The organism is Streptomyces spirodelae, assembly GCF_017676385.1.
GTDB lineage: Bacteria > Actinomycetota > Actinomycetes > Streptomycetales > Streptomycetaceae > Streptomyces > Streptomyces spirodelae.
The window spans coordinates 123,305-148,567 of record NZ_JAFFZN010000004.1; the positions used below are offsets into that span (position 1 = coordinate 123,305).

27 protein-coding genes and 1 pseudogene are annotated in these 25,263 nt (G+C 70.2%); 15 read left to right on the forward strand and 13 right to left on the reverse strand.

Annotation, left to right across the window (positions count from 1 at the left end):
- Window positions 1-103: 103 nt before the first annotated feature.
- A complete protein-coding gene (locus JW592_RS06395; protein ID WP_209263923.1) occupies window positions 104-670 on the forward strand; it encodes a dihydrofolate reductase family protein in 567 nt (188 codons plus the stop codon).
- A gap of 62 nt (window positions 671-732) precedes the next feature.
- Here the strand turns inward: JW592_RS06395 and JW592_RS06400 are convergent, their stop codons facing one another.
- From JW592_RS06400 to JW592_RS06410, 3 genes are all read right to left on the reverse strand, one after another.
- Window positions 733-1,452: a cation efflux transmembrane domain-containing protein gene (locus tag JW592_RS06400; RefSeq protein ID WP_209263924.1), complete on the reverse strand. Its 720-nt coding sequence runs from the start codon at window positions 1,450-1,452 to the stop codon at window positions 733-735.
- Window positions 1,452-1,787, reverse strand: coding sequence for an ArsR/SmtB family transcription factor (locus JW592_RS06405; protein WP_209263925.1), 336 nt, complete (start codon window positions 1,785-1,787; stop codon window positions 1,452-1,454). Before JW592_RS06405 ends, JW592_RS06400 begins: the two co-directional genes overlap by 1 nt.
- Window positions 1,788-2,109: 322 nt before the next feature.
- Complete coding sequence (locus JW592_RS06410) at window positions 2,110-3,042, reverse strand: haloalkane dehalogenase (protein ID WP_209263926.1); 933 nt, start codon at window positions 3,040-3,042, stop codon at window positions 2,110-2,112.
- A 77-nt stretch (window positions 3,043-3,119) separates the two neighbouring features.
- Between JW592_RS06410 and JW592_RS06415 the strand changes: the two genes are divergently transcribed.
- The 6 genes from JW592_RS06415 (at window position 3,120) to JW592_RS06440 (ending at window position 7,474) form a co-directional block, all read left to right on the forward strand.
- Entirely contained in the window at window positions 3,120-3,293 is a 174-nt protein-coding gene (locus tag JW592_RS06415) for a hypothetical protein (RefSeq protein ID WP_209263927.1), read from the forward strand.
- A gap of 111 nt (window positions 3,294-3,404) precedes the next feature.
- Window positions 3,405-3,827 (forward strand): DUF6223 family protein, encoded by a 423-nt coding sequence (locus JW592_RS06420; RefSeq protein WP_209263928.1) that lies wholly within the window; start codon window positions 3,405-3,407, stop codon window positions 3,825-3,827.
- 175 nt (window positions 3,828-4,002) lie between these two features.
- Window positions 4,003-4,548, forward strand: a complete 546-nt coding sequence (locus tag JW592_RS06425; protein ID WP_209263929.1) for an AAA family ATPase — start codon at window positions 4,003-4,005, stop codon at window positions 4,546-4,548.
- Between the two features lie 187 nt (window positions 4,549-4,735).
- Window positions 4,736-5,839, forward strand: coding sequence for a chitinase (locus tag JW592_RS06430; RefSeq protein ID WP_209263930.1), 1,104 nt, complete (start codon window positions 4,736-4,738; stop codon window positions 5,837-5,839).
- 159 nt (window positions 5,840-5,998) lie between these two features.
- Entirely contained in the window at window positions 5,999-6,688 is a 690-nt protein-coding gene (locus JW592_RS06435; protein ID WP_209264119.1) for a ribonuclease H family protein, read from the forward strand.
- A gap of 150 nt (window positions 6,689-6,838) precedes the next feature.
- On the forward strand, window positions 6,839-7,474 hold the full coding sequence (locus JW592_RS06440; protein WP_209263931.1) for a class I SAM-dependent methyltransferase: 636 nt from the start codon (window positions 6,839-6,841) through the stop codon (window positions 7,472-7,474).
- A 116-nt stretch (window positions 7,475-7,590) separates the two neighbouring features.
- On the opposite strand, the pseudogene JW592_RS06445 reads toward JW592_RS06440, so the two are convergent.
- Window positions 7,591-7,911, reverse strand: a pseudogene (locus tag JW592_RS06445) (FAD-dependent oxidoreductase); the annotation flags it as partial.
- A 572-nt stretch (window positions 7,912-8,483) separates the two neighbouring features.
- Here JW592_RS06445 and JW592_RS06450 point away from each other — a divergent pair.
- From JW592_RS06450 to JW592_RS06460, 3 genes are all read left to right on the forward strand, one after another.
- Window positions 8,484-9,269: a DUF1963 domain-containing protein gene (locus JW592_RS06450; protein WP_229375283.1), complete on the forward strand. Its 786-nt coding sequence runs from the start codon at window positions 8,484-8,486 to the stop codon at window positions 9,267-9,269.
- Between the two features lie 180 nt (window positions 9,270-9,449).
- Window positions 9,450-9,956: an anthrone oxygenase family protein gene (locus tag JW592_RS06455; RefSeq protein ID WP_209263932.1), complete on the forward strand. Its 507-nt coding sequence runs from the start codon at window positions 9,450-9,452 to the stop codon at window positions 9,954-9,956.
- Window positions 9,957-10,075: 119 nt separating this feature from the next.
- Complete coding sequence (locus JW592_RS06460) at window positions 10,076-10,945, forward strand: alpha/beta fold hydrolase (RefSeq protein WP_209263933.1); 870 nt, start codon at window positions 10,076-10,078, stop codon at window positions 10,943-10,945.
- A 77-nt stretch (window positions 10,946-11,022) separates the two neighbouring features.
- On the opposite strand, the gene JW592_RS06465 is transcribed toward JW592_RS06460, so the two are convergent.
- The 3 genes from JW592_RS06465 to JW592_RS06475 all read right to left on the reverse strand — a co-directional run bounded on the left by JW592_RS06465 (window position 11,023) and on the right by JW592_RS06475 (window position 13,247).
- The gene (locus JW592_RS06465) at window positions 11,023-11,520 is read right to left on the reverse strand and encodes a hypothetical protein (protein WP_209263934.1); all 498 of its coding nucleotides are present in this window, start codon (window positions 11,518-11,520) and stop codon (window positions 11,023-11,025) included.
- 130 nt (window positions 11,521-11,650) lie between these two features.
- The gene (locus JW592_RS06470; RefSeq protein ID WP_209264121.1) at window positions 11,651-12,355 is read right to left on the reverse strand and encodes a GNAT family N-acetyltransferase; all 705 of its coding nucleotides are present in this window, start codon (window positions 12,353-12,355) and stop codon (window positions 11,651-11,653) included.
- Window positions 12,356-12,578: 223 nt separating this feature from the next.
- Complete coding sequence (locus JW592_RS06475) at window positions 12,579-13,247, reverse strand: TetR/AcrR family transcriptional regulator (protein ID WP_209263935.1); 669 nt, start codon at window positions 13,245-13,247, stop codon at window positions 12,579-12,581.
- A gap of 101 nt (window positions 13,248-13,348) precedes the next feature.
- Between JW592_RS06475 and JW592_RS06480 the strand changes: the two genes are divergently transcribed.
- Window positions 13,349-14,374 carry a hypothetical protein gene (locus JW592_RS06480; protein WP_229375285.1) on the forward strand — a complete coding sequence of 342 codons (1,026 nt, stop codon included), beginning with the start codon at window positions 13,349-13,351 and terminating at the stop codon, window positions 14,372-14,374.
- A gap of 52 nt (window positions 14,375-14,426) precedes the next feature.
- Here the strand turns inward: JW592_RS06480 and JW592_RS06485 are convergent, their stop codons facing one another.
- On the reverse strand, window positions 14,427-15,314 hold the full coding sequence (locus tag JW592_RS06485; protein ID WP_209263936.1) for an NAD(P)-dependent oxidoreductase: 888 nt from the start codon (window positions 15,312-15,314) through the stop codon (window positions 14,427-14,429).
- A 49-nt stretch (window positions 15,315-15,363) separates the two neighbouring features.
- Here JW592_RS06485 and JW592_RS06490 point away from each other — a divergent pair, with 49 nt between their 5' ends.
- Complete coding sequence (locus JW592_RS06490; protein ID WP_209263937.1) at window positions 15,364-15,771, forward strand: MerR family transcriptional regulator; 408 nt, start codon at window positions 15,364-15,366, stop codon at window positions 15,769-15,771.
- 84 nt (window positions 15,772-15,855) lie between these two features.
- Here the strand turns inward: JW592_RS06490 and JW592_RS06495 are convergent, their stop codons facing one another.
- Window positions 15,856-16,818, reverse strand: coding sequence for a zinc-dependent alcohol dehydrogenase family protein (locus tag JW592_RS06495; protein ID WP_209263938.1), 963 nt, complete (start codon window positions 16,816-16,818; stop codon window positions 15,856-15,858).
- 190 nt (window positions 16,819-17,008) lie between these two features.
- Between JW592_RS06495 and JW592_RS06500 the strand changes: the two genes are divergently transcribed.
- Window positions 17,009-17,713, forward strand: coding sequence for a TetR/AcrR family transcriptional regulator (locus tag JW592_RS06500; RefSeq protein ID WP_209263939.1), 705 nt, complete (start codon window positions 17,009-17,011; stop codon window positions 17,711-17,713).
- Window positions 17,714-17,766: 53 nt separating this feature from the next.
- Here the strand turns inward: JW592_RS06500 and JW592_RS06505 are convergent, their stop codons facing one another.
- Complete coding sequence (locus JW592_RS06505) at window positions 17,767-18,438, reverse strand: TetR/AcrR family transcriptional regulator (RefSeq protein WP_209263940.1); 672 nt, start codon at window positions 18,436-18,438, stop codon at window positions 17,767-17,769.
- Between the two features lie 219 nt (window positions 18,439-18,657).
- On the opposite strand from JW592_RS06505, the gene JW592_RS06510 reads away from it, so the two are divergent.
- Entirely contained in the window at window positions 18,658-19,776 is a 1,119-nt protein-coding gene (locus JW592_RS06510; RefSeq protein WP_209263941.1) for a serine hydrolase domain-containing protein, read from the forward strand.
- Window positions 19,777-19,841: 65 nt separating this feature from the next.
- Here the strand turns inward: JW592_RS06510 and JW592_RS06515 are convergent, their stop codons facing one another.
- The gene (locus JW592_RS06515; RefSeq protein WP_209263942.1) at window positions 19,842-21,785 is read right to left on the reverse strand and encodes an AfsR/SARP family transcriptional regulator; all 1,944 of its coding nucleotides are present in this window, start codon (window positions 21,783-21,785) and stop codon (window positions 19,842-19,844) included.
- A gap of 130 nt (window positions 21,786-21,915) precedes the next feature.
- On the opposite strand from JW592_RS06515, the gene JW592_RS06520 reads away from it, so the two are divergent.
- Window positions 21,916-22,794, forward strand: coding sequence for an alpha/beta fold hydrolase (locus JW592_RS06520; RefSeq protein WP_209263943.1), 879 nt, complete (start codon window positions 21,916-21,918; stop codon window positions 22,792-22,794).
- A 133-nt stretch (window positions 22,795-22,927) separates the two neighbouring features.
- Here JW592_RS06520 and JW592_RS06525 read toward each other — a convergent pair whose 3' ends face one another.
- The gene (locus JW592_RS06525; protein WP_229375322.1) at window positions 22,928-23,755 is read right to left on the reverse strand and encodes a carbohydrate ABC transporter permease; all 828 of its coding nucleotides are present in this window, start codon (window positions 23,753-23,755) and stop codon (window positions 22,928-22,930) included.
- Between the two features lie 107 nt (window positions 23,756-23,862).
- A complete protein-coding gene (locus tag JW592_RS06530; protein WP_209263945.1) occupies window positions 23,863-25,257 on the reverse strand; it encodes an ABC transporter permease in 1,395 nt (464 codons plus the stop codon).
- Window positions 25,258-25,263 lie beyond the last annotated feature (6 nt).

The window sequence follows — 25,263 nt, forward strand, 5'->3', positions numbered from 1 at the left end:
CCAGGCCGTGTCTTCGAGACCGGTAGCGACCTGTGCGAGTCGCGATGAGTTCTGCGGTGTTCAGCGGTCGTACTGTCGAAACCGTCACCGAGGAGGGCTTCTGATGCGCAGCGTGACCTATTCGATGAGCGTCTCACTTGACGGCTACATCGTCGGGCCGGACGGCGATTTCGACTGGTCGGTGCCGGACGAGGACGTCTTTCGCTTCTGGATCGACGAGATCCGGGAGGTCGACGTCCATCTGATGGGACGACGGCTGTACGAGACAATGCTGTACTGGGAGACCGCCGACCAGGATCCGTCGCTCGACGAGTCGATGCTCGAGTGGACCGCGCTCTGGAAGCCGCTCCCGAAGGTGGTGTTCTCCACCACGCTGTCGGCGGTGCAGGGCAATGCCCGCCTGGCTTCCGGCGGCCTCGCGGAGGAGATCGAGCGGCTGCGGGCCGCGCCCGGGGAGGGCGACATCGCGATCGGCGGCGCGACTCTCGCCGCCGAGGCGGCCGCGTCGGATCTGATCGACGAATACCGGGCCATGGTCTACCCGGTGCTGGTCGGCGGTGGCATTCCGTTCTTCCCCCGGCACGAGCGCAGGGTGGATCTCGAACTGGTCGAGACCCGTACCTTCAACTCAAGAGTCGTCTACCTCCGCCACCGCGTGGCGCGGCGCTAGCCGACTCGTCCTCGAAGACGCACAGTAGGGGTGCCCTCCGGCACGTGGTTCCCACCGTGCGTTCAAGCGCGGCAGTCGCAGCCCGGGCGGCAGCCGCACGAGTCCTCGGCCGCACCGCCCGAGGGCTTCAGCAGTGCGGTGGTGGGAGGGGCGGCGCAGCAGCCGTCGCCCCGCCATGCTTCGCGGCCTTCCTTCACGGCGACGGCGGCGATGAGCAGGGCCGCGACGGGGTCGGCCCAGGACCAGCCGAGGGCGGCGTTGAAGAGCAGACCGACCAGCAGCACGGCCGAAAGATAGGTGCACAGCAAGGTCTGCTTGGAGTCGGCCACCGCACTCGCGGAGCCGAGTTCGCGCCCGGCCCGGCGCTGGGCGGCCGACAGGAACGGCATCACGGCCAGCGAGAGCGCGGCGATGACGATGCCGGGCAGGGAGGAGTCGGCCTCACCGCTGCCCGCAAGTGCGCGGACGGCGTCAGCCGTGACGTAGGCGGCGAGCGCGAAGAAGGAGATGGCGATGATGCGCAGCGTCGTCTTTTCCCGTGCCTCGCGTACGGAGTGCTCGCGGGCGGAGAACTGCCAGGCGACCGCGGCGGCGGAGGAGACCTCGATGAGCGAGTCCAGGCCGAAGCCGATCAGGGCGGTGGAGGAGGCGAGCGTTCCGGCGGTGAGGGCGACGGCCGCCTCGATCGCGTTGTAGGTGATGGTGGCGGCGACCAGCAGCCGTATTCGCCGGGCCAGGACCTCGCGCCGCTGCGGCGAGGGGGCGAGGGATATGGCGGCCATCAGCAGCACCCCTCGTCGGCGGCATTGGCGCAGTGCCGGTCGGCGTCGACCGCGACGACGGCCGTGCGCAGGTCGTCCAGCGCGTGGCCGAGTCGCGCGTCGGCCAGGTTGTAGCGCGTACGGCGGCCGACGGGCACTGCGACGACCAGGCCGCAGTCACGCAGGCACGCCAGATGGTTGGACAGCCGGGTACGGGAGATCCCCAGCTGTTCAGCCAGGTCGGACGGGTGCGCCGGAGCCTCGCGCAGCGCGAGCAGCAGTCGGCAGCGGATGGGGTCGGCCAGCGCGCGGCCGAACCGCGCCAGTACGTCGATGTCAGCAGCAACAGTCAGCACAGTCGATGACTGTACACGAAGTCGTGAATTCACGAGATCATGGATTGAACGGGATGCAGGACTCGCCCGGAGCGCCGGGATCGCACACGCGCACGCTTTTCCGTCCGACGTCCCAGCCCCGAGGTGGGTACCGAACTGATCCGCGCGGAGCTGGCCCACCCGCAGGCCGACAGCGTCACCGCCGAACTCGACGGCCGGGGCGTACCCTGCCCTCGCTCCTCTTCCGATACGGCTCGCCGCCGGAACCGGCGCCGCCCCGGCGCGCGAACTTCGACTGCGGTCTCCGCGATGGAGGGACCCTTCCAAGGGCGAGGGCTCTCCTTCAGGGGCGGACGGGGGTCGCCCCGTTGTGGCGCTCGAGGAACTCGGCAATGCGGTGAGCCAACTCCGGGCCGGCGTCCTCTTGAAGGAAGTGCCCGGCGTCGCGGATGACCGGGTGGTCGTGTCCCTGCGCGCCGCGCATCTCGTTCCGGAAGAGCGGCGCCATGCCCGCGGTGACGGGGTCGCTGTCGCTGAACGCCACCAGCATCGGCGTCGGGCTGTCACACAAGGCGGCCCAAGCGGCCCGGTTGGCCGCTGTCTCTGGATCGTCGGGCGAGGTGGGTACAAGTCCGGGCATCGCCCGGGGACCGGCGCAGTAGGAATCGTCGGGGAACGGCGCGTCGTAGCACGCGCGTTCCGCGTCGTTCAGGGGGCGCCGGCACCCGGACTGCACAAACCGGCCGACATCGATGCCGGGCTGCGTCTGGATTGCTCGGCGGAACTTCCACCACACGTCGGGCATCGGGACGTCACCGCTGGGCAGGCCGGTGTTGGCCACCACCAGTCCCTCGAAGCGCTCCGGATGCTCGGCGGCCAGACGAAGCCCGATCAGGCCGCCCCAGTCCTGGCCGACCAGTGTCACACCGGTGAGGCCGAGCTGGTCGAACACCAGGGCGCGCACCCACTCGATGTGGCGGGCGTAGGTGTGGTCGTCCATACTGCTGGGCTTGTCGGAGCGGCCGAACCCCACCAGGTCGGGGCAGATGACGCGGTGGCCGGCCGCAGCCAGTACCGGGATCATCCGCCGGTACAGAAACGACCAGGACGGCTCACCGTGCAGCATCAGTACCGGAGCTGCGTCAGCCGGGCCCTCTTCCACCCATGCCATCCGCAGCGTGCCGCCCTCGTCGTCGGAGACATGGGCGTACCGGGGTTCGTACGAGAAATCAGGGAGATCGGCGAATCGGTCGTCGGGGGTGCGGAGGATCTGCATGGACGCCGACTGTAGCGACCGATCAACCGCGTGACCTCCCCGCGAGCGGGACCCCGGAGACCTGCCGAGGACCCGGGGTGCAGCCTCCCGATGCCTGGCGGATGCACGGCCTTGGGCCGGCTTCCGAGGAGGCCCGCCGCCTGGCCGCGCAGGAGCCGCCGCAGCTCATCCCGCGCACCATCACCGACGTCGACGAGCCGCGGGCTACCGCACTCGCAGTACCTCCGCGCCGCCTGCGCCGTCCGCGGTAGCCGTATACGCGGCGGCGGCAGTGCGAAGTGTCCGCATCCGGCGGACGACCGGGGCCGGGCCCGGCGGACATGATCAGACGACACCCAGCCGCAGGAAAAAGGAAGTGCCTGATGTCTGTTCGTCGCCTGCTCGCCGTCGTTGCGACCGCCTGCTCCGTGTGCCTCGGGCTCGCCGCACCGGCGGCCGCCCATGCCTCGGTCCAGCCGGTCGCCGCGAGCGTCTACTCCTTCAGCCTCGGACGGGTCGGAGCCACTGCGGGAGCGCTGCTGGGGCTGGCCGGCGTGGTCATCGCCTGGCGTGCGCTGGCCCGGCCCGACGGTCGGCTCGGGGCTTCCAAGGGACCGTTCGGGGGCGTGGCGGCTGTTGTGGCGGGGGTCGTCGGCATGACCCTCGGCGGGCTGGTCGCGGGCACCGCCGACGGTGGGCTCGGCACCGGCAACGGGATGGGCGGTGCCTACGTGGCCCTGCTGGTGGGGCTGCTCGGCACCGCACTCGGCGGGGTGGCCCTGATCCGCTCCCGCCGCACTGCCTGACCGCGGCGGCCGCCGACTCGAGAACGTGACAGCTTCACCGGCCGGCATACGGTCACCATCGTGTTCGGCAGCGATGTCGACCTATGATCGCCACGTCGGCCGGCGCGGCGGTGTCGGAGAGCTCGATGGTGCGGGGGCTGGCGAGTGACCCGCAGGTACTACAAGGGGGCCGGCGGTGCACGAGCTGAGATCCGCAGTTGTGGTGATCACGGGCGTCATGGCGTCCGGCAAGTCCACCGTCGCCCAGCTGTTGGCCGAACGCCTCGACCGCTCCGTGCACCTGCGCGGGGACAGCTTCCGGCGGATGATCGTGTCCGGTCGCGAGGAGTTCACGCCCGAGCCGACTGAAGAAGCGACGGCGCAGCTGCGGCTACGCTACCAGGCATCCGCTGCGGTGGCGGACGTGTACGCGCGGGCGGGATGGACCGTGGTCGTCCAGGACCTCATCCTGGGCGACCACCTGAACGCGTACCTTGAGTCCGTCACGGCCAGGCCGTTGTACTTGGTGGTCCTCGCTCCTGCCCCGGCCGAGGTGGCCCGGCGCGAGGCGGACCGTGGCAAGAGCGGTTACGGCACTCCCTGGACGGTCGACGGCCTCGACGCAGTCCTGCGTGACGAGACGCCGCGCCGCGGATTGTGGCTGGACACCTCGCAGCACACCCCCGACCGGACCGTGGACCAGATCCTCACCGGCCTCCCAGCCGCCTTGATCCGCGGCTAGGACCACGTATCACCACGCCCCGACTTCCGGGGCACGCCGACTCCTGCCCGGCGCCGCGCGCGGACGATCGATGGTGCTGGACCGGTGACGCCCTGATCAGTGTCACGTCCGGTCCAGACCTATTGACGAATGGTCTGGACCGCAGAACCCTCTCAGCAACCCCACACACAGGCGGAGGGAACACGGCATGCACCGAACATCCGCTCGAAGACGACGCTCCTGGTATCTGCTCGGCATCGGCGTGGTGCTGGCCTGCGTCGTCCAGGTCCTCACCGCAGCGGCTCCCCGCGCTGCGGAACTCCGGCACCCAGCGGCCCCGCCGTCCCAGGCCACCGAGTCCTGCCCGGTGAAGGGCAAGCCGTCCGGCAAGGTACTCCAGGGCTACTGGGAGAACTGGGACGGCGCCGCCAACGGCGTCCACCCGCCCTTCGGCTGGACCCCCATCACCGACTCCCGCATCCGCGCCCATGGCTACAACGTCCTCAACGCCGCCTTTCCCGTGATCCGTTCGGACGGCACGGTGCTGTGGGAGGACGGTATGGACTCCACCGTCAAGGTCGCGACACCGGCCGAGATGTGCGAGGCCAAGGCTCAGGGCCAGACCCTCCTGATGTCCATCGGCGGTGCGACGGCCGGCATCGACCTCAGCTCGCGCGCGGTCGCCGACCGGTTCATCGAGACCATCGTGCCGATCCTGAAGAAGTACAACTTCGACGGTATCGACATCGACATCGAGACCGGCCTCGTCGGCAGCGGCAACATCAACCAGCTCTCGACCTCGCAGGCCAACCTCGTCCACATCATCGACGGCGTCCTCGCCCAGATGCCGCCAGGGTTCGGCCTGACGATGGCACCCGAGACGGCCTACGTGACGGGCGGCAGCGTCGTTTACGGTTCGATCTGGGGCGCGTACCTCCCCGTCATCAAGAAGTACGCCGACAACGGCCGCCTGTGGTGGCTGAACATGCAGTACTACAACGGCAGCATGTACGGCTGCAGCGGCGACTCCTACTCAGCGGGCACCGTCCAGGGCTTCACCGCCCAGACCGACTGCCTCGACAAGGGCCTGGTCGTCCAGGGCACCACGATCCGCGTGCCGTACGACAAGCAGGTTCCCGGCCTCCCGGCGCAGCCCGGCGCGGGCGGCGGGTACATGGCACCGTCGCAGGTCGCCCAGGCGTGGAACCACTACGGCGGCCGGCTCAAGGGCCTGATGACCTGGTCCCTCAACTGGGACGGCTCGAAGAACTGGACGTTCGGCGACAACGTGAAGGCGCTGCAAGGCCGCTAGAGAACCCCTGGCTGCTCGGCCGCCGTGGCGAGCATGCGCAGGGACCGTGCCGAGGGCGACCCGGGGTCGGCCGGGATCGGAACGCCGGTGCCGTGGTGGCGGACGGGCGGCGGGGGGCAGGTCCGCGGGACCTGGCATGATCGAGGGATGCCAGAAACCATGGTTGCGGCCTGCGACGGAGCCGCCAAGTCGAACCCAGGACCGGCGGGCTGGGCCTGGGTGCTCGCCGACTCGGCGGGTACCCCGCAGCGCTGGGAGTCGGGCCCGCTCGGCCGTACGACCAACAACGTGGCCGAGCTGACCGCGCTCGCCGAGCTGCTGGAGGCCACCGATCCGGCCGTGCCGCTGGAGATCCGGATGGACTCGCAGTACGCGATGAACGCTGTCACCAAGTGGATCGCGGGCTGGAAGCGCAACGGCTGGCAGACGGCGTCCAAGAAGCCGGTGGCCAACAAGGACCTCGTGGTCCGTATCGACACCCTTCTCGAAGGCCGCGAGGTGGTCTTCCGGCACGTCCTGGCACACCAGGTGGACGGCGACCCGCTCAATGCCATCGCCGACGCGGCCGCCAGCACCGCGGCCACCGAGCAGGCCCCCGCCGGCACCGCACACGGCGCCACCGACATTCCGCGTCCGAGCCCAGCGACCGAGGACAAGCCGCACCCGGCCCGCTCGCGCAAGGCCCGCACGAGCCGCCCGTCGAAGGGGGGAGGGGGCCCGGTGATCAAGGCGAAGTTTCCCGGGCGCTGCGGCCACTGCAACTCCCGCTACGAGACGGGCACCGAGATCACCAAGATCGCCTCGGGCTGGGGCCACCGAGCCTGCCGCGAGAACGCCACCTCCTCGTAGCGCGTCGACGGTCGGTCGGGCGCGCCACCGAAACGGCTCAGCGTAAGCGGAAAAAGCTCCGCGGAAACCGGAGTTGACCTCCGGAGGGGAGGGCAGGGCGGCGCGGGGGTGCCGACGCGGCGCACGTGCGCGGGTGCTAGCTTCCTCCCCGTGGTGGCGTACCAGGAGGAGACCAGGGCGGCCTACGACGGGATCGTCGAACTGTATGCGTCGATGTTCGCCGACCGGCTGGAGACGCAGCCGTTCTCGCGGAACATGATCGGCACCTTCGCCGAGCTGGTGCGCGGGACGGGAAATGCGCGAGCGGCCGACGTCGGCTGCGGGCCAGGACATTTGACCGCTATGCTCCACGACCTGGGGCTGGACGCCTTCGGACTCGATCTGTCCCCAGCCATGGTCGCTCACGCACGGCGGGCTCATCCGTCGCTGCGGTTCGACGAGGCGCGGATGGAGGCCCTGCCGGTCGAGGACCGTGCGCTCGGCGGTCTGCTGGCCCACTACTCGGTGATCCATACCCCGCCCGAGGAGTTGCCCGCGCTGCTCACCGAACAGGCGCGAGTGCTGGCAACCGGGGGCCTGCTCCTGGTCTCTTTCTTCGCGACCGAAGGGTCTGAGCCCGTCCGCTTCGACCACAAGGTGACGCCCGCGTACAGCTGGCCCGTGGACCGGTTCGCCGAGCTGCTGGCCGCAGCCGGGCTCGTCCCGTTCGCCCGGCTGCTCCACGATCCGGCCTCCGAACGGGGCTTTCTGGACGCGCACTTGCTGGCCCGCCGCGACCGGCAGTGACCGCGCCGACTGCGGCACCGCCTCGGTAGGGAGCCAGGACGGCTCTCCGCCACGCCGCACTGCGACGGTACGGCTGGTCGAGCGGTTGAGCGGTTATTCGCCGTTGGGGGCCGTCGTCACCCGGCCTGCCCGTGGTTGGTGAAGAAGCGGACGAGGCTGTGCGGGGCATTGTCGTCGAGGCACAGCTTGTGTACGCGGGAAGCCTCTTCGGCGGTGGCGGCACTGCGCGGGAAGAGGGCCTCCTCGTACGCGGCGAGTGCGGCCTCGGTGTCGTCCGGGTGCGCGGCAATGGCGTTGCCGAGTTCGGCGCCGTCGTACATGGCGAGATTGGCCCCCTCGCCGGACGGGCACATCAGGTGCGCGGCGTCGCCGAGCAGCGTCACCCCGGGCACGCGGTCCCAGCGGTGTCCGATCGGCAGGGCGTGACTCGGAGCAGGACCGTCCGACTGCTGCTGTATCAGCGCTGCGGATCGGCGGCTCGCCCGTCGGACGACGGCTGTCGTGGCCGCGGCCGCGATTCCGAGAGCGACGAGAGGGCCGCTGAAGACTCCAAGGAGGAAGGAACTTCCGCCAACGGCCGCCGCTGCTGCGCCCCCGAGCCCCCAGGACCATCGGACGCCGACCTGCAGTGCCCTCGCCTTCCGTCGCGCTACGAAGCACCGCTGAACGAATGCCGTGGAGACTGCCGTGAACACCGGTGTCCCCTGGACTTTCGGCCGGTTCTTGACCGTCCCCGGGCTGTGCGGTCGAGTCGCGGCCACGCATTGTCGCCACGGACTTCTGCCAGGCGGTCCGCGCCCGGTCAACCGCCCTGCCCAGCAATCGGGCGGCCTCCCGCGGACTGAGCGTACGGTCGTGCCGCAGCAGCACCCGGCCGGTGACCGGGTTGGCGCTCACCTCTTCGACGCCTGGGGCCTGAAGGGCACCCCATTCGCCCTGCGCAGACTCGTAGGCCAGCATATTCGTCCGGCCCGGCACATGATCGACAAACTTTGCTTAAGGTCCTCCTATGACCGATACGGCAACCTTTGACGAGACCCCGGCGGCCATGGCCGCCCGCTTCCGCGCTGAGGCCGCAGCGCGGGGGATTCCGGCCGCCGAGGTGGAGGCGCGTATCCGCGCCGCACGCGCGGCGGTCTACCTTGCCGAGGACGGCCCCGGCCCGGTAGCGGCACTGACCGGTGGGAACCCGCCCCTGCCGGAGGGCGCTCCCGCACCGACAACCGCCTTCGTCGCAGCCGTCGACTGTGCGTCCCTTCCGCCCGGAGCGACGGACCTGCCGCTGCCGGCCGAGGGCCGGCTGCTGTTCTTCGCCGACCCCGATCCGGGCAGCGGGTATGTGACCGCCGACGCGGTGCGGTACATACCGGCCGGGACACCGTCGTCCGAGCGGCCGGCCGATCCGGAGGCGGGTCCGGTGACGTACCACCGGGCGCGGCTGGACTTCTGCTTCCACCAGTGGTCATGGCCCACCCCGGAGGAGGACGACGACGAGGAGTCGCAGCGGGAGGCCGAACTGGAGTCCGCCTGGTCGCACGTGGTCGGCCGGCGCCCGCACTGGCGCTTTCAACTCGGCGGACACCCGAGCGCCTTCAACTGGGACCCGGTCGAGGTGGCCCGGGAAGAAGAGCCGCTGCCCGTCGCGGAAGGAGACGACTGGACCCTGCTGGCCACCTGGCGCGGCGGGGACGACTGCGAGGAACTGGAGTCGGGCCTCTTCCACTGGGTGATACCCCGCGCAGACCTTGCCGCCCTCCGTTTCGACCGGGTGTACGTATACGTCGACGCGTGCTGATCACCCATCCCACCGGGGTGCCGTAGGTCGCGGCCGTCTACGGGGAGCGGTTGGACGAGCGCGCATGGCTATGAGCTTCCGAGCGATGGCCGAGGTCAGGCAGGCGCGGCTGTACTGGTGGTCACACACCAGCCGACCCCGTGCACAGTCCGCTCCCACAACCGACAACAGGGACATGCCATGAACGGTGACCTCCGCGGCCTCGTACTGCTCACGACCACGCTCATGACCGGCTTGATGGCCGGTCTCTACTTCGCCTTCGCGGTCGCCGTGATGCCCGGTCTCGGCCGCTCGGACAACCGCACCTTCGTGGAGGCGATGCAGCGCGTCAACGTAGCGATCTTGAATGGCTGGTTCGGGCTCGCGTTCGGCGGAGCACTGGTTCTCGGCGGGATCGCGGCGGCGCTGCACTGGCATGGTGAGGGCCGGCCCGCGCTGCCGTGGATCATCGCGGGTGTCGTGCTCTACGCGGTTTCGCTGGTCGTCACCATGGGCCTCAACGTGCCGCTCAACGACAAACTGGCCGCCGCGGGCGAACCCGGCGCGATCCGTGACCTCGCCGCTGTCCGCGACGATTTCGAGGCGGCGTGGGTGCGGTGGAACGTGATACGAACGCTGGTCACCACAGCCGCGCTGGGCTGCCTCGCCTGGGCCATGCGCGTCGGGCACGCAACAGGCCGGGCCTGAGCCGTCATTCGAGGTCCGGCCGGCCTCGCATGCCGGCCGGGCTGACGGGGGCATCGAAGACGTGGGGGCGTGACCGATGAGTTCTCGGCGTCGGAGACGTCTACACGGTTATGACGGTTATGACTACGCAAACGCTCAAGACCTCCGCAGCAGACCTCGCCTATGACGTCCGCGGCCCGCTCCCGGCCACCGACGGACGCCCGCCACTGCTCATGATCGGCCAGCCCATGGACGCCAGCGGCTTCAGAGCGCTGGCCTCGCACTTCACCGACCGCACCGTGGTCACCTACGACCCGCGCGGTCTGGGCCGGAGCACCCGCAAGGACGGCCGGACCGACCACAACCCCGAGGTGCAGGCTGGCGACGTGCACGCCGTCATCGAGGCGCTCGGCACCGGACCGGTCGAGATGTTCGCGAGCAGCGGCGGCGCGGTGACCGCGCTCGCCCTCGTAGCGGCGTACCCCGATGACGTGACCACCCTGGTGGCGCACGAGCCGCCGCTCTTCTCGGTGCTCCCCGACGCCCAGGCCGCAGAGCGCGCCCGTGCCGACATCCGCGACGCGTACGAGGAGAAGGGCTTCGGCGCCGGCATGGCGGCTTTCCTCGCGATGACGTCGTGGCAGGGCGAGTTCACCGGCGACTACTTTGCCCAGCCCGCCCCGGACCCCGCCGTGTTCGGGATGCCGACCGAGGACGACGGCTCCCGTGACGATCCGCTGCTCTCCGAGCGGTCCTGGGCGGTCAGCAGCTACCGGCCCGAGGTGGAGGCGCTGGCCGCCGCGCCGACGCGGATCGTGATCGCGGTGGGCGAGGAATCGATGAAGACCGTCACCGGACGCACCGCGACGGCAACCGCCGAACTGCTCGGTCAGCCCCCGACGGTGTTCCCGAGCCACCACGGCGGGTTCCTCGACGGCGAGTTCGGGTATCCGGGACAGCCGGAGGCTTTCGCGCGCAAGCTGCGCGAGGTTCTCGACGCAGCCGGCTGACGACCGTCCTTCTCACGGGCCCCGGCCCGGACCCATGGCGAGGCGACGGTCACCCCGCGTGCCGCGTCTACCGCTTGTCAGGGCCGGAGGGCCGACGTCTCACCCACGGCGGCGAGCAGCTGGAAGGGCCATTCCGGGTCGGCCTGCCCGATCGTCAGGGCGATCCAGCGACCGGAGTCGGGCAGCCGCCACATGCGCATGTCGCCTGCGACGCCGGACAGGAAGAGGAGCGGCTCGGGGGTCACGGAGTCGGGGTCGTGGGTGGCTTCGGTGTCGAACCCGAGATACGGCCACAGATCGACCACCTGGGGGCTGCCCCAGCGGTCGGTCAAAGTGGCGGCCAGTACGGCGAGATCCGCTTCCAGCTCCCGTTCGGCCGCCTCGACGACCTCTTCGCTGCGGTCATCCCAGAAGTCCTGGCTCTCCCGGAGTACGGCCATGTGGTATCCGGGCCCGCTCCACCTGCCGTCCTTTCCTGACTTGCCCTCCTGCTCGGGGAACGGCAGGGTGCACAGGCTGTCGATGGTCGACAACTGGTCATCGGTGGGACTCGCCGACTCGTGCTGACTGAGCATGGTCGAAGCCTAGCCTCCGGGCGCCGACTGTTTGCCGTGGACCGACCTCTGCTTCTCGCGGACCACCGCGCTGATATGCCACGCTGTGGCGTTGCGGCCGGTCGGTACCTGGTCGGGGCCGGACGTACGGTCACGGGATGCGGAAGCCGCGAAACGTCACGCGCCTGCGGGTCTCGAAGCCGAGCCGTTCGTAGAGCGCGATGGCGGCGGTGTTCGCCTCGGCCACGTGGATGAAGGGGCGTTCGTTCCGCGCGAGTATGCGTGTGATGAGGGCGCCGATCAGGTGGGCGGCGTGGCCCTGCCCGCGTGCCTGGGGAGCTGTACAGACGGCGCTGATCTCGGTCCATCCCGGGGGCCGTAGCCGTTCGCCCGCCATGGCCACCAGTCTGCCGCCGTCGCGGATACCGAGGTAGGTGCCGAGTTCATGGGTGCGTGCCCAGAAGGGCCCCGGTCGGGTCGCTGCGACCAGGTCGAGCATCTGCGGCACATCGTCGGCCCCTAGCTCGACCACGTCTGTACCGGTCCCGGCTCGGGCCTGGTCGGGGCGGCTGCTGCCCGGCCAGATCAGCTGCCGGCCGTCGAGGACGAAAACCGGCTCCCAGCCCGGAGGGGGTGGTGCCGGGCAGCTGAACATGTCGGCGAACGCGTCGCGGCCGAGGAGACGCGCGAGGTCGGCCCAGTCCGCAGCTTCCGCGTCGGCGGGTACCGACGAGAAGGTCGCGACTCCCGGCAGGTAGGTGGCGGCCCGGCCGAGCCGGCGCCCGAGGCCGGCGTGGTGGCCGCGCAGCGACTCGCTCACCGGATCGTCGAGAGCCGTAGTATGCCCACTCGTCATCGTGCTGTGCCCCTCCGCATGTGCGCCGTCGTTCGAGCGCATTCTCCATCCCCGGCCGTGGAGCCTGACTCCGGCCGGCCCTGTGACCGACTCGGTGGGCGGGGGAATCCAGCGGGGGGCGCGTCCGTGAGCGGGAACCCGGCTGTGCCGTTGAGTTCCTTTGCGGACTGAGATGGTTCTGTCCACCTGCTGCCTGCCAAGCGGGCGCCCCGGTCGGGTCGGTTCACGGCTGGGTGCCTCGCTCGGCGGCATCGAACGCGGGCGCGAGTGGGGCCAGCGCCGCGCGGAGCTGGTCGGGCAGTGAGCCGGCGGGCACGACGAGTCCACCGGCACAGACACTCCTGGTGGCCCTGGCTTCCCCGGTCGGCCGGAGCCAGCCTTCCAGCGCGACGCGAACCGCCGCGACCACGCTCGCCGCGAGAACGCGGGCTGTGTGCGCTCCAGCGTCACCTGGGCGTTCGGCCAGGCCCTCGGCGATCACCGCGGTGAGAGGGGGCTCGATGCCGGCCGTGGCGTCGAGGAACGCGTCGCGCAGCGCGGGCCGGGTGGTGATCAGGAGAAGCGTCTCGTGCTCGCGCTCGCCGGCGTTTGTGTACTGCTCGACCACTGCGTCGGTCACGGCGTCAGCCAGGCTCGCTTCCGCGGGCCTGGCCGCGACCGCCGCCGCGATCCGCACCTCCCGGTCCGCGGTGACAGCGGAGACGATCGCCTGCTCGCGGCTGGCGAAGTAGTTGTTGTAGGTGCGCGGTGAGACCCCTGCGGCCTTCGCGATGTCCTCGACCCGGACCTGGTCCGGTCCGCGCTCCACGGCCAGGCGCAGGGCCGCCTCACGCAGCGCCTCACGCGTGGCCTGCTTCTTCCGCTCCCGCAGCCCTGGTGGTGGCGTCGTCACGGCGTCAGCGTTCCACACAGAACTGCGTGCACGCAAACTTGCGTGCGCGCACTTTTCTTGTCAGTCTCGACCCGGCTGGGATCGAGGGAGAGGACGTCACCATGCGAGCAAGAGGAATGACCTACGACACCGGATTCGTCCTGCACGGCCAGACGTCCCGCGAGCACTTCGACCCCGCGGTGGTCCGGCGCGAGCTCGCCATCATCCGCGACGACCTGCACTGCAACGCGGTCCAGATCATCGGCGGCGACCCGGGGCGATTGGAGCTGGCCGCCGTTGCCGCCGCCGAGCTCGGCCTGGAGGTCTGGTTCTCGCCCTATCCGCTGGAGCTGGATACGGAGCAGATCCTCACCCTCTTCCGCGACTGCGCCGAGCGAGCGGAACGGCTCCGACGGCGGGGAGCCACCGTCGTGTTCGTCGCAGGGGTGGAGCTGAGTGTGATGAACCGCGGATTTCTGCCCGGAGAGAGCCCCGAGGAGCGAGTCGAGCAACTGATGAGCCAACCCGAGCGGCGCGCCGAAGCGATGCGTGAGCTCGGTGTGCGCGTGAACGCGTTCCTCGGCGACGCCGCGGCCACGATCCGCGAGCGCTTCCAGGGCAGGCTCACCTATGCATCCATCCAGTTCGAGCAGGTCGACTGGGCTCCCTTCGACATCGTGACGTTCGAGCTGCTCCGTTCCGCCGAGGTCGCCGACCGGTTCCGGGACGCGGTGCGCACCTTGGCCGAAGGCCCGAAGCCGCTCGCCGTCACCGGGTTCGGCACCGCGGCCTACCGCGGTGCGGGGGACCGCGGGGGGAGGGTGCTGGAAGTGGTCGAGTACGACCCGGAGACCAAGGCCCCGCTACGGCTGGACGGCACGTACGAGCGTGACGAGGCCGGCCAGGCCGCGTATCTGGGCGAACTGCTGGACATCTTCCAGACCGAGGGCGTGGACAGCGCGTTCGTGTTCCTGTTCGCCTTGCCCGGCTACCCGCACCGCCCGGACGGCGACCCCAGGGACGACTTGGACCGAGCCGGCCTGGGCATCGTCAAACTGCTCGAAGGGCGCAGGGGGCAGACATACCCCGACATGGAATGGGAACCCAAAGCCGCCTTCCTGGCAGTGGCGCAGCGGTACCGGAGGTAACAGGGCTCCGTACGCGGTGACCACGGGCAACCGCTGGTCGATCGCGTACTGGTCAGTCCCTGCTGCGGGGTTTGCTGAACTCCTCGATCAGCACGGGATACTGCTCTCCACCGTGTCCGGCGGCGATGGAGCGGTCAGCCATCGCCTTGAGCAGTCTCGGCAGTTCTGCGTTGACGCCCACCGCTTCGCTCTCCTCGATCAAGTGCGCCATGGCGCGTGCGTCGGTCTCCAGGGCCGACACCTCGGCCGGGAAGGAGTCGCTGTCGATCTGCTCGGCGTACCCAGGCAGCCATGTGGCCACGCCGGCAGCGATCTGCTGGGCGAACGGCGCATATGTCGCGGCATCCACACCGGCTGTCCGCAGCAGGGCAGTACCCTGGAGCCAGGCGTTGAGAACGCTCCACATCATGGCCAGGCCGGCTACGTCGTACAGGGACGCCAACCCGTGGTCGGCGCCCAGGTAGGTGACGGTGCCGAGGACGTCGAGCGTGGACTTGTGTGCCTCGAAGTCCGACTGCGGCCCGCTGTGCAGAATCACCGCCTCGCTCGTTCCGATCGCCGAGGGGACGGCCATGATGGCGCCGTCCAGGTAGCGGGCACCGCGCTGCTCGGCCCATTCCGCGGCGTTACGGGCCTGGGCCGAGTCGCCGGAGGTCAGATTGAGCAGTCCCGTGCCGTCCAGATCGACATCGCTCGCACCGAGCAGCTCGTGCACGGCCTGGTAATCGGTGACGCAGATGATCGTCAGCGGACTTGCCTCGAGCGCGTCACCGATGCTCGGCGCCAACCGAGCGCCCTCGGCCACCAATTGATCGGCCCGGGAGGCGGTACGGTTCCATACTGTTGTCGGAGTCCCGGCTTTCAGGAACGCACTGGCGAGTGCCTGCCCCATCCGTCCGAGTCCGATGACTGTCACGGGTTCATGGCGGTTGTTGTTCATGGCAGCATCGTCGACGTTGATACCGGTGTGAAGGTCAAGTGGGGTTTCGATGCGGATCGGGGAACTGAGTCGTCGGACGGGCGTCAACGCTCATCAGTTGCGTTATTACGAGGCCCAGGGCCTGCTGGAGGCGGACCGCGGGGCGAACGGTTACCGCGAGTACGACGAGGGCGCCGTGGTCCGGGTGAAGCAGATCCGGCACCTGCTCGGCGCCGGTCTGTCGACCGAGGACATCGCATATCTGCTGCCCTGTGCGGTCGGAGAGGCCCCAGAACTGTTCGGATGTCCGGAATTGCTGGCCGCGATGCGGTCACGGCTCGGACGACTGGACGACCAGATGGAGCGGCTCTCCCGCTCCCGTACCGCTCTTGCCGACTACATCGATGCGGCCGAGCGCATGGGCGCCGAGAGCTATCCGCCCCTTGCCGATCCCGACCTGGAACCCGTCCCCACCTGAGCAGCAGCGGGTTCGCCTGTCCTGACAGCGCGGTCCGCGTTGACCGGGATGGCGCTCTTCCGTTGGGGAGTCAGCTCTCGCCCGCTAGGGAGTCAGCGCAATTCTGCCGAACACCTCGCCCGCGTCCATCTTCCGGTGGGCCGCCACCGCCTGGTCCAGCGGCAGCACCTCGTGCACGACCGTGCGCAGGCTCCCGCGCGCGGCATCGCTGAACTGGGACGACCGGACGGCCTGCCTGTCGGGCCCGGGCACGGTGTCGGAACTGAGGGTGACGAACGACAGGGAGCGGCGGAAGTTCTCCACCAGCCGCATGCCGAAGTCCACCGGTGGCTGCCCGCCGACGATTCCGACGGCCACATACCGTCCGTTGGGGTTCAACTTGTCAAGGAAATGGGGGAGTCGGGGACCTGCCACGATATCGATCACCGCGTCGAAGCCCAACGGCGTGCCGGGGCCGCCGCCCTCGCCCGCGCGGTCGAGGACATGGGTCGCCCCCAGGGCCCTCAGCCGGGCGCCACGCTCGGCCGAGGAGGTGGTGACCGCCACCGCGTCAGCGCCGCTTCTGGCCGCCAGCTGGACCGCCGTGATACCGATGCTGCCTGCAGCTCCGCGTATCAGCAGTGTCGTACCACGTCCGATACCGGCGCGGTCCAAAGCGAAGTGGGCGGCTACGCCGGAGCCGCCGAGAGTCACCGCGTCGGTGCAGGTCAGGTCGTCGGGCAGCGGAAGGATGTCCTCGACAGCGGCGACGGCCTGCTCGGCATACCCACCGGAGAGGCCGGTGAACGCCCACACCCGCCGCCCCGTCCACGAGGCGTCCACGCCCTCTCCCACCGCGGTGACGCTTCCGGCGACCTCGCTGCCGAGGAGATGGCCCTCCTGGAAGGCGTGGGTGAGAGTTCGCCGGCGGATCACGACATCCACGCCGCCCACCCCGATGGCCTCCGTGGCGATCAGCACCTGTCCCGGGGCGGGTACGGGTGCGGGCAAGTCGACCACTTCCAGACCTTCGGGGCTTCCGAACTTCCTGATCACGACTGCTTTCATCTCGGCTCCTCGGGTTCGGTCCGGCGGGTGGACGGGGCACTGCCGCAACGGCCGGGCGCAACGGCGCAACGGCACCGGTCGAGCCGGCTCAGACGGCTGTGACCTCACCGGCTGCGGGTTGGGCCACGGCGGCGGCTCCGTCATCGGACCGTAGCGGACGCCCCCGTCCGGTTGGCTAAAGTGAGAGGTGATGACCGGCCGTTTGCCTCACCTCGTGCGCTCCGACGCCCGCGACAACCGGGCCCGCATCCTCGACGCGGCCCGTGCGGTGTTCGCCGAGGAGGGACTGGGTGCGCCCATGCGAGAGGTCGCCCGGCACGCCGGGGTCGGCCCCGCCACGCTCTACCGGCACTTCCCGACCAAGCGGGCCCTCATCACGGAGACCTTCGCCGAGCAGCGGCGGACCTGCCACACCATCGTCCGCGATGCCCTCGCGGACTCCGACCCGTGGAGGGGATTCCGGCACCTGGTCGAGCAGATCTGCGAACTCCACGCGCACAGCAGGGGGTTCGCCGACGCCTTCATGACGGCCTTTCCCGAGGCCATGGACTTCGACGCCGACCGGGAGCGGACTGTGCGCGCGGTCGCCGAGCTGGCCCGCCGCGCCCAGAAGGCCGGCCGGTTGCGCCCCGGCTTCGTCGTCGACGACCTGCTCCTGATGCTCATGGCCCATCGGGGCGTCCAGGACGTGCCGCGTGCCGCCCGGCTCGCGGCCTCCCGCCGCTTCGCCGCCTACCTGATCGAGGCGTTCCGCGCCGTTCCGGGGGACGCCGTCCCGGGGGACCCCGTATCGGAGAGCGCCGCACCGGAGGCGGGAGCGTCCCCGCCGCTGCCGCCGGCTCCCCGCCTGCGGTCCGCGTACCCCCGGAGCACACCGGACCCTTCCTCCCGGTGACTTCAAGCGGGGGGCCTTCCGGGCAGCCGCGTCCGTGAGCCGGGTCGCCGTTCCTAGCTCGGGTCGATCGCGGTCTCGATGTGGGCGAGGTGGGCGGCGAGGAGTTCTTCGAAGGCGGCGCGGCGGTCCGCGCCGAGGGGGCGGACGTCGCGGGCGAAGTGGGCCAGGGCGGGGAAACGTTCGGGGTCGGCGCCCAGTACCGCGACGCGGAACAGCTCCATGCCCTGTTCGTGTTCCTCTGGGGTGAGGGTGCTGACCCCCGCTTCGGAGGCGATCAACGCGGCGAGGAGCACCGCGAGCCGGTGGTAGCGCACCGGGATCTCCTCGTCGGGCAGTCCCGACGCTCGCAGGGCCTGCAGCACCTCCTCCATGACCAGCCGGGAACCGGTGCCGCTCGACACATAGCGTCCCCAGACCGCCGCGAGTTGGGGCTGCTGCCCGAACGCCTCTCTCACGCGCAGCGCCACGGCTGTGATGCGCTGCTTCCAGTCGCCCTCGGGGCTGTAGCCGTTCATGGCGGATACGAGGATCCGGTCGGCGACGGCCCGCAGGAGCTCTGTCTTGCTGCGGAAGTGCCGGTAGAGGCTGGAGGAGTCGGTCCCGAGTGCCGCTGCGAGCTTGCGCACGCTGAACGACTCGGCGTCGCTCGAGCGCAGCAGCTGCGCCGCCGCGTCCAGGATCTCATCGGTCGACCATCGCCTTCGGCCTGCCGTTCCGCCTGCCATTTCGCTCCTCTCGACTGCGCTCAGCCTAGCCCATGCACTCGGCTGAGCGCTTGGTGCTGCACGCACCGCGTGCATAATGAGGACATCAGCGCGCCCTAGGCCGGAATCAGGCGGTCGGCGTGCCGTTCACGCCTTGCACCCGGGCCAGCGGCATGCCCTGCATCCGGGCCGGGCGTCCCACGCGGAGCTCACTCCCGGGAAGACGAAAGGACGCATACTGTGACCAACCCACTGGACTGCGCCGAGTTGAACGCCGCTCTTGAGAACGTCCACCGGGCCGGAGTGCCGGGCGTGTTCGCCGAGGTGCGCGACGGCGACCAGGTCTGGCGCGGCGCCGCCGGGGTCGCCGACGTCGACACCGGTCGCCCCGTCACCGCTGATATGCGGCACCGCGTCGGCAGCATCACCAAGACCTTCACAGCCGCCGCGGTTCTGCAGCAGGTCGACAGCGGTCAGATCGGCCTCGACACGCCGATCAGCCGGTACCTCCCAGGACTGGTGCCCGGTGAACGCGGCGACGCGATCACCGTCCGGATGCTGATCAACCACACCAGCGGCCTCGCCGAGTACCTCCCCTTCGCCTACCCCTCGCTCAAGGCGCTTCCCGACCTCGCGGAAACCTCGCCCCAGAGCCTGGACGACCACCGGTTCACCCGGTTCCACGCCACCGAACTGATCGAGATGGGCGCCACCGCACCTCCCGTCGCCGCACCGGGCGGCACTCCGGGCGTCTACTCCAACACCAACTACCTGCTCCTCGGTGAACTCCTGGCACAGGTGACCGGAACCAAGGCCGAGGACTGCATCACCCGGAACGTCATCGAGCGTGCCGGACTCCGGGAGACCGAACTTCCCACCGGACCACACATCCACGGGCCGCACTCGCGGATCTACGAGGCATGGTTCGGCATGATCGACCCGCCGCGCGACTACAGCGTCTACGACATGTCATGGGTGGGACCGGCCGCCGCGCTGATATCGACCGTCGCGGACCTCAACCGCTTCTTCGGCCTGCTGCTGGCCGGCGAGATCGTCAGCCCCTCCTCGCTCGCGCAGATGCAGCGCACCGTGCCGGTCGTCTCCCAGGAAGGAAAGACGATCGACTACGGCCTCGGCATGCACCCGACGGACGCTCCCGGTCAGCGGACCTTCTGGGGCCACGGCGGCACCGTCTGGGGCGGTGGAGCGCTGGCCATGACCCGCGACGACGGCAAGCGGCAGCTGGCCGTCGCGGTGAACTCGCAGAGGTGGAACAGGCTCGACTCCTCGGGCAGGCCGCAGCCGCATCCCATCGACGAGGCGCTCGCGGCTCTCCACCGCGTGGCGATGTATGGCTGACCGGGACCCGGGCGACCACGAGACGGCGACCGACGTGGTGGCCGGTCCCTCCCGCTGGCCCGTGGCTACCGGACGAGGTGCTGATCGAGAGTGGCCAGGATGTCGTCGACGGGGCCGAAGGTGAGCATGCCGCTCGTGCCGCCCGCGACCTCGCCGCGCAGCGGGGAGAGAGCGTCGCGCGCTCGTGCGGCGAGTGAGGCGTCCCGCAGCAGGTTCGCCGTATGGGCGTTGACGGCCCAGAGCGCGTCGTTCAGATGGTCGGCAGGGGGTTCGGGCAGGCCGGCTGCGGACTCGCGGGCTGCCTCGGGGTTGCCGCGGGCGAGGTGGAGCAGGGGCTGGACCCAGGGACGGTTGGGCCCCCAGTCGAGGGCGGGGTCCGTGGGCGCGGCGCGGCCGTGGCGCATCCGGAGGGAGAGGAGCGCGAGCGGGAAGATGCCGGCCTCCACCCCGGGCATGCCCGCGCCTGCGAGGCCGTCGGCCACGGAGCGGTAGGCGTGGGCGACCTCGGCCGGATCGCTCGACTGTTCTGCCAGTCGCATCGCACGGAAAGCGGCCGTGAGGACGTGAACGAGCGGGGACTCGTGGACGGTGGCGAGCCGCTCGGCCGCCACGGCGTGGCGCTCCGCGGTCCCGGTGTCGCCGCGGGCCGCGCAGACCTGGATCTTGATCAGCCGGCCGAGGATCTCGAACATCGGGAGATCGTGGCGCGCGGAGAGTTCGATGACCTCACCGGCGATCAGGTCCCGCTCGCCGGTGCGCCCCGGGTGCTGGAAGGACTGGACGAATCGGGCGTTGAGCGCGAGCACCAGCGCGTTGGGGTCGTGCAGGTCACGGGCCAGTTGCTCGGCTTCGGCCGCCGCCTCGACGGCCCAGCGGTCACGGGTCCCGCGGTGTTCCAGCGCGATGGTCGAAAGGAGACGCGACCGAAGTGCGGGCGGAGCCCCAGGCCCGAGCCGGTGCAAGGTGCGCCGAGCGGTCGCGACCAGAGCTGCGGACCGCTCGGGGTCGTCGGCGCGCGTCCAGATGGTGGGGACGTCGTACGCCGTGATCACGCGGGCGGTGAGAGCGGCGTCCTCGGTCCGCTCCGCTTCCGCGACTGCCGCAGCACGTTGCTCCTGGGCGAGTACCAGGTTGGTGCCGCCGGTGACCGCCGCGGTCCCGGCGACGGTGCTCATCGAGCGCAGCCGGGTGTATGTGCCCGTCGCTTCCGTACGCGTGAGCAGCCGCTGCCGGTCCTCGTCCCGGGGCGCGGGCGTGAGGTGGGGGGCGTGCCGCAGGATGTCACGTTCCAGGTGGTCGAGGCTGTCCGCCGATTCCAGTCCGAACCGCTCCAGCAGACCGGCCCGCGCTTTGCGCAGCGAGGCCAGCGCGTCGACCTGGCGGCCGGCTTGGTAGAGCGCATGGGCGAGCAGAACCCAGGCCCGCTCCCGCCACGGGTGCGCGGTGGCGAACACTTCCAGCTCCGGGACGAGTGGCGCGCCACGCCCGAGGTCGAGCATCGCCCGGGCGCGCAGCTCGACGGCCTGACGGTGGAGCTCCGTCAGCCGGGCGCGCTCCGGCGTCAGCCAGGGCGAGGCGTCGAGGTCCGCGTACGGCTCGCCCCGCCACCACGACAGCGCCTCGCTCAGCGCACCGGCGGCCCGGCCGCTGGGCGCCTCGCGCACCGCTCGAAGGGTGTCCTCGAACCGGTGTACGTCGACGCTCGCCCGCGGAATCCGCAAGGCGTACGCCGTCCCGACCGTCTCGATGGTGAGCGACGGGGCCCGCGGAGGGCGATCGGGTTCGAGGGCGCGGCGCAGCTCGCCGACGAAGGTACGCACCGTCCCGGCCGCTGCCTGCGGGGGATCATCCCAGAGATCGTCGACGAGCACCGGAAGCGGGACGGCCCGGCCATCGGCCGCGACCAGCCGTCCCAGCAGCTCGCGGCGGCGTCTGCTGCCCACCGGTACGGAGCGGCCCTCGGCGTCCGTGACCTCGATCGGCCCGAGCACCTTGACGAGGATCTCCATGTCCTCATTCTCCTTGGTTCCGGGCCACCGCTGATCCACTGCTGATCCGCCTCCCGGATGATCCCTGTCGTTCACGCATCCGGGCGTGAGCGGCAGCGACCCACGAGCGTGGGAGAGGGAGACGGCAACGATGAGCACCAGCATTCCGGGGTTCGAGACCAGGTCGTTCGAGGTGGCGGACGGTGTGGAGCTGCACGCGGCGGTCGGGGGAGAGGGACCGGCCGTTGTGCTGCTCCACGGATTTCCCCAGACCCACCTGATGTGGCGGCACGTCGCGCCCCTCCTGGCAAGGCACTACACCGTGGTCTGCCCCGACCTCCGCGGCTACGGCGCCAGCAGCAAGCCGGAGGCGGTCACCGAGGACACCTACTCGAAGCGGACGATGGCCGCGGACATCGTCCGCCTGGCCGACGCGCTCGGATTCGACCGGTTCGCGCTGGTCGGGCACGACCGTGGGGCGCACGTCGCCTTCCGTGCCGGGCTCGACCACCCGGACCGGATCAGCCGACTGGGCATCCTGGACATCGTTCCCACTCTGGACACCTGGAACGTCCTGCACGGAGTCAGCGCTGCTGTGGCCTTCCACCTGTACCTGATGGCCCAGCCGCCCGGGCTGCCCGAGCAGATGATCGCGGGCAGCGCCGACGCGTTCTTCGGCCATTTCCTCGACGCCTGGTCCACGAGCTCCGACGCGATCCCGGCAGACGTACGCGCCGAGTACCTTCGCGCCTGCCGGAACGCCGTTCCGTCGATCACCGCCGACTACCGCGCCACCGCGACCGTCGACATCGAACACGACCAGGCAGACCTCGACGTCGGCAACCGGCTCTCCATGCCGGTGACGGTCGTCCAGCAGGACTGGGGCCGGCAGTTGGGGTTCGACGCCGAGGCGATCTGGCGGCCGTGGATCACCGACCTTCAGCACTTCACCACCCAGGCCGGCCACTTCATGGCGGAGGAGGCCCCGGAGGACATCGCCACGCTGATCCTGGACCTGATGAAGCGGTGACCGCCCGGGTGTTCCCGTAGCGGCCACACTCACCGGGGGATTCGGGGCGGCCCACAGGGGCCATTGGGCTCTCCCCCCGGTGGGAGAGCCCATTTTGCCGGTGTGCGGCCGAGGTGGCCGTCTCACCGGCCGGTCACTTCACCGATCCCGCCATCACCCCCTGGACGAAGTGCCGCTGGAAGGCGAAGAAGACCGTGACCGGCACGATCAGGGACAAGAACGCGCCGGGCGCCAGTACCCCGATGTTGCTGCCGAACTGCCGCATCTCCGACTGCAGGGCCACTGTCAGCGGCTGCGACTGGCTGTCGGCGAAGATCAAGGCCACCAGCATGTCGTTCCACACCCACAGGAACTGGAAGATCGCCAGGGAGGCGATCGCCGGCCGGCCCAGGGGCAGTACCAGCGAAGTGAAGATGCGCAACTCGCTGCAGCCCTCTGTCCGGGCGGCCTCCAGCATCTCCTTGGGGATCTCCGCGAAGTAGTTCCGCAGCAGGAAGACGGCGAACGGCAACCCGTACGCGACGTGGAAGAGGATCACTCCGGGAATCGTGCCGAAGAGACCGACCGCACCGAACATCTTGGCCACCGGCAGCAGCCCCACCTGGATCGGCACCACGAGCATGCCCACCACGGCCAGGAAGATCCAGTCGCGGCCCGGGAACTCCAGCCAGGCGAAGGCGTATCCCGCCAGGGACGCCACCACGACGACGGTCACGGTCGCGGGGACCGAGATCAGCACCGTGTTCCAGAAGGAGTCGATGATGCCGGAGTTGTCCAGCAGCGCAGAGTAGTTGTCGAAGGTGAGGTCGCCGGGGTTGGTGAGCGCGGTCCACCAGCCGGAGGAGGCGTTGTCCTGGTCCGGCCGCAGCGAGGAGACGAACAGTCCGAACGCCGGTGCCAGCCACAGGAGTCCGACGACCGCGAGTATCAACTGCACCACGCCGCGGCTGAGCTGCCGCATCAGCCAGGCGACGGGTCCCGGTCGCCCGGCCCGGGACGGGGCCTTGGACGAAGCCTTCGAGGAAGGCTCGGGAGATGGCTTGGAGGGAGCCGTTGGGGAAAGCGCGGTCATGACTGGCTCCTGCGGAAGCGTCGGATGTTGAAGATCATGGCCGGCACCACCAGGAGCAGCAGCAGGACACCCAGCGCGCTGCCCAGGCCCTGGTTGTTGCCGCCGCCGAAGGACACCAGCCACATCTGCAGCGCCAGGACGTTGGCGTCCTCCTGCACCGGACCCGGCGCGATGACGTAGACGAGGTCGAAGACCTTCATCACATTGATCACCATGGTCACGAAGACCACGCCGAGCACGGGGGCCAGCAGTGGCGCGGTGATCTTTCGGAAGATCTGCCACTCACTCGCCCCGTCGATCCGCGCCGCCTCCAGCACGTCCCGTGGCATGGCCGCGAGCCCGGCGGCGATCAGGACCATCGCGAACCCGGTCCAGATCCACATGTACGCGCCGATGATCGCCGGGGTGATGAGTGTGGGGCCGAGCCACTCCACGCCCGTGTACGGCTCGGCGAAGGTCCGGGCGGGCAGGCGTATGGAGTAGTCGCCGGGTGACAGTTTGCTGAAGTGGTACGAGCCGTCGGACGCGGTGGTCGTCTTGGCCACGGCCTTGCCCTTGGCGTCGACCGCCTCGATGGCCACCTGTGGCAGACCCTTCTCCTTCGGGTCCACCTGCCCCGGCTTTCCGCCGCCGCCCAGGGTGAAGTCCACCCAGACGACGCCGCGCAGCTCGTCACCGTGTGCGGTGGCGTCCGCCGCCTTGCGCGCGGGTCCTGCGTCCTTGGGCAGGTCCTTGGGCGGGACGCCGACCAGGCCGAGATTGACCGTGTTGCCGGGTGATGCCTTCTCCTTCGTCGTGTACGAACCGTCCTTGCCCTTGGCCAGCACGGTGCTGTCCTTGGGGCGCGCCGTCGGATAGTGGGCGCCTTCGTCGAAGGCGTCGTGTACACCGACGGCGACCGCGTTGAGCACACCGCGGTCGGGGTCCTGCTCGTAGACGACGCGGAAGATGATGCCCGTGGCGAGGAAGGAGATCGCCATCGGCACGAACAGCACCAGCTTGAAAGCGGTGGCCCAGCGGATCTTCTCGGTCAACACGGCCAGGACCAGTCCGAGGCCGGTCAACAGCGCCGGCGCGACCAGGACCCAGATGGCGGTGTTGCGGATCGCCTTCAGCGTCGCCGGGTCGTCGAACATCGCCGTGTAGTTCTCGGCGCCGACGAAGCGCGTGCCCGAGGCGTCGAAGAGACTGCGCCCGACCGTGAAGAGGATCGGGTACGCGACGAGCGCGCCGAGCAGCAGCAGCGCGGGCAGCAGGAAGAGCAGAGCGACCAGGCGCCGTCGGCGGTCGGCCCGGCGGCGTGGACTGTCCTTGGGCTCAGTGGTGCCCGGCCCCGCCCGGCCCGGCAGCGGTGCCGGGCCGGCGGGAGCCTTCACAGGGGTGGCTGGCATCCGTAC

Coding starts and splice junctions, on each gene's coding strand:
- JW592_RS06395 (WP_209263923.1), top strand. CDS start 104: ATGCGCAGCGTGACCTATTCGATGAGCGTCTCACTTGACGGCTACATC.
- JW592_RS06400 (WP_209263924.1), bottom strand. CDS start 1,452: ATGGCCGCCATATCCCTCGCCCCCTCGCCGCAGCGGCGCGAGGTCCTG.
- JW592_RS06410 (WP_209263926.1), bottom strand. CDS start 3,042: ATGCAGATCCTCCGCACCCCCGACGACCGATTCGCCGATCTCCCTGAT.
- JW592_RS06420 (WP_209263928.1), top strand. CDS start 3,405: ATGTCTGTTCGTCGCCTGCTCGCCGTCGTTGCGACCGCCTGCTCCGTG.
- JW592_RS06430 (WP_209263930.1), top strand. CDS start 4,736: ATGCACCGAACATCCGCTCGAAGACGACGCTCCTGGTATCTGCTCGGC.
- JW592_RS06435 (WP_209264119.1), top strand. CDS start 5,999: ATGGTTGCGGCCTGCGACGGAGCCGCCAAGTCGAACCCAGGACCGGCG.
- JW592_RS06450 (WP_229375283.1), top strand. CDS start 8,484: ATGACCGATACGGCAACCTTTGACGAGACCCCGGCGGCCATGGCCGCC.
- JW592_RS06455 (WP_209263932.1), top strand. CDS start 9,450: ATGAACGGTGACCTCCGCGGCCTCGTACTGCTCACGACCACGCTCATG.
- JW592_RS06460 (WP_209263933.1), top strand. CDS start 10,076: ATGACTACGCAAACGCTCAAGACCTCCGCAGCAGACCTCGCCTATGAC.
- JW592_RS06465 (WP_209263934.1), bottom strand. CDS start 11,520: ATGCTCAGTCAGCACGAGTCGGCGAGTCCCACCGATGACCAGTTGTCG.
- JW592_RS06470 (WP_209264121.1), bottom strand. CDS start 12,355: ATGACGAGTGGGCATACTACGGCTCTCGACGATCCGGTGAGCGAGTCG.
- JW592_RS06480 (WP_229375285.1), top strand. CDS start 13,349: ATGCGAGCAAGAGGAATGACCTACGACACCGGATTCGTCCTGCACGGC.
- JW592_RS06485 (WP_209263936.1), bottom strand. CDS start 15,314: ATGAACAACAACCGCCATGAACCCGTGACAGTCATCGGACTCGGACGG.
- JW592_RS06490 (WP_209263937.1), top strand. CDS start 15,364: ATGCGGATCGGGGAACTGAGTCGTCGGACGGGCGTCAACGCTCATCAG.
- JW592_RS06495 (WP_209263938.1), bottom strand. CDS start 16,818: ATGAAAGCAGTCGTGATCAGGAAGTTCGGAAGCCCCGAAGGTCTGGAA.
- JW592_RS06500 (WP_209263939.1), top strand. CDS start 17,009: ATGACCGGCCGTTTGCCTCACCTCGTGCGCTCCGACGCCCGCGACAAC.
- JW592_RS06505 (WP_209263940.1), bottom strand. CDS start 18,438: ATGGCAGGCGGAACGGCAGGCCGAAGGCGATGGTCGACCGATGAGATC.
- JW592_RS06515 (WP_209263942.1), bottom strand. CDS start 21,785: ATGGAGATCCTCGTCAAGGTGCTCGGGCCGATCGAGGTCACGGACGCC.
- JW592_RS06520 (WP_209263943.1), top strand. CDS start 21,916: ATGAGCACCAGCATTCCGGGGTTCGAGACCAGGTCGTTCGAGGTGGCG.
- JW592_RS06525 (WP_229375322.1), bottom strand. CDS start 23,755: ATGCGGCAGCTCAGCCGCGGCGTGGTGCAGTTGATACTCGCGGTCGTC.
- JW592_RS06530 (WP_209263945.1), bottom strand. CDS start 25,257: ATGCCAGCCACCCCTGTGAAGGCTCCCGCCGGCCCGGCACCGCTGCCG.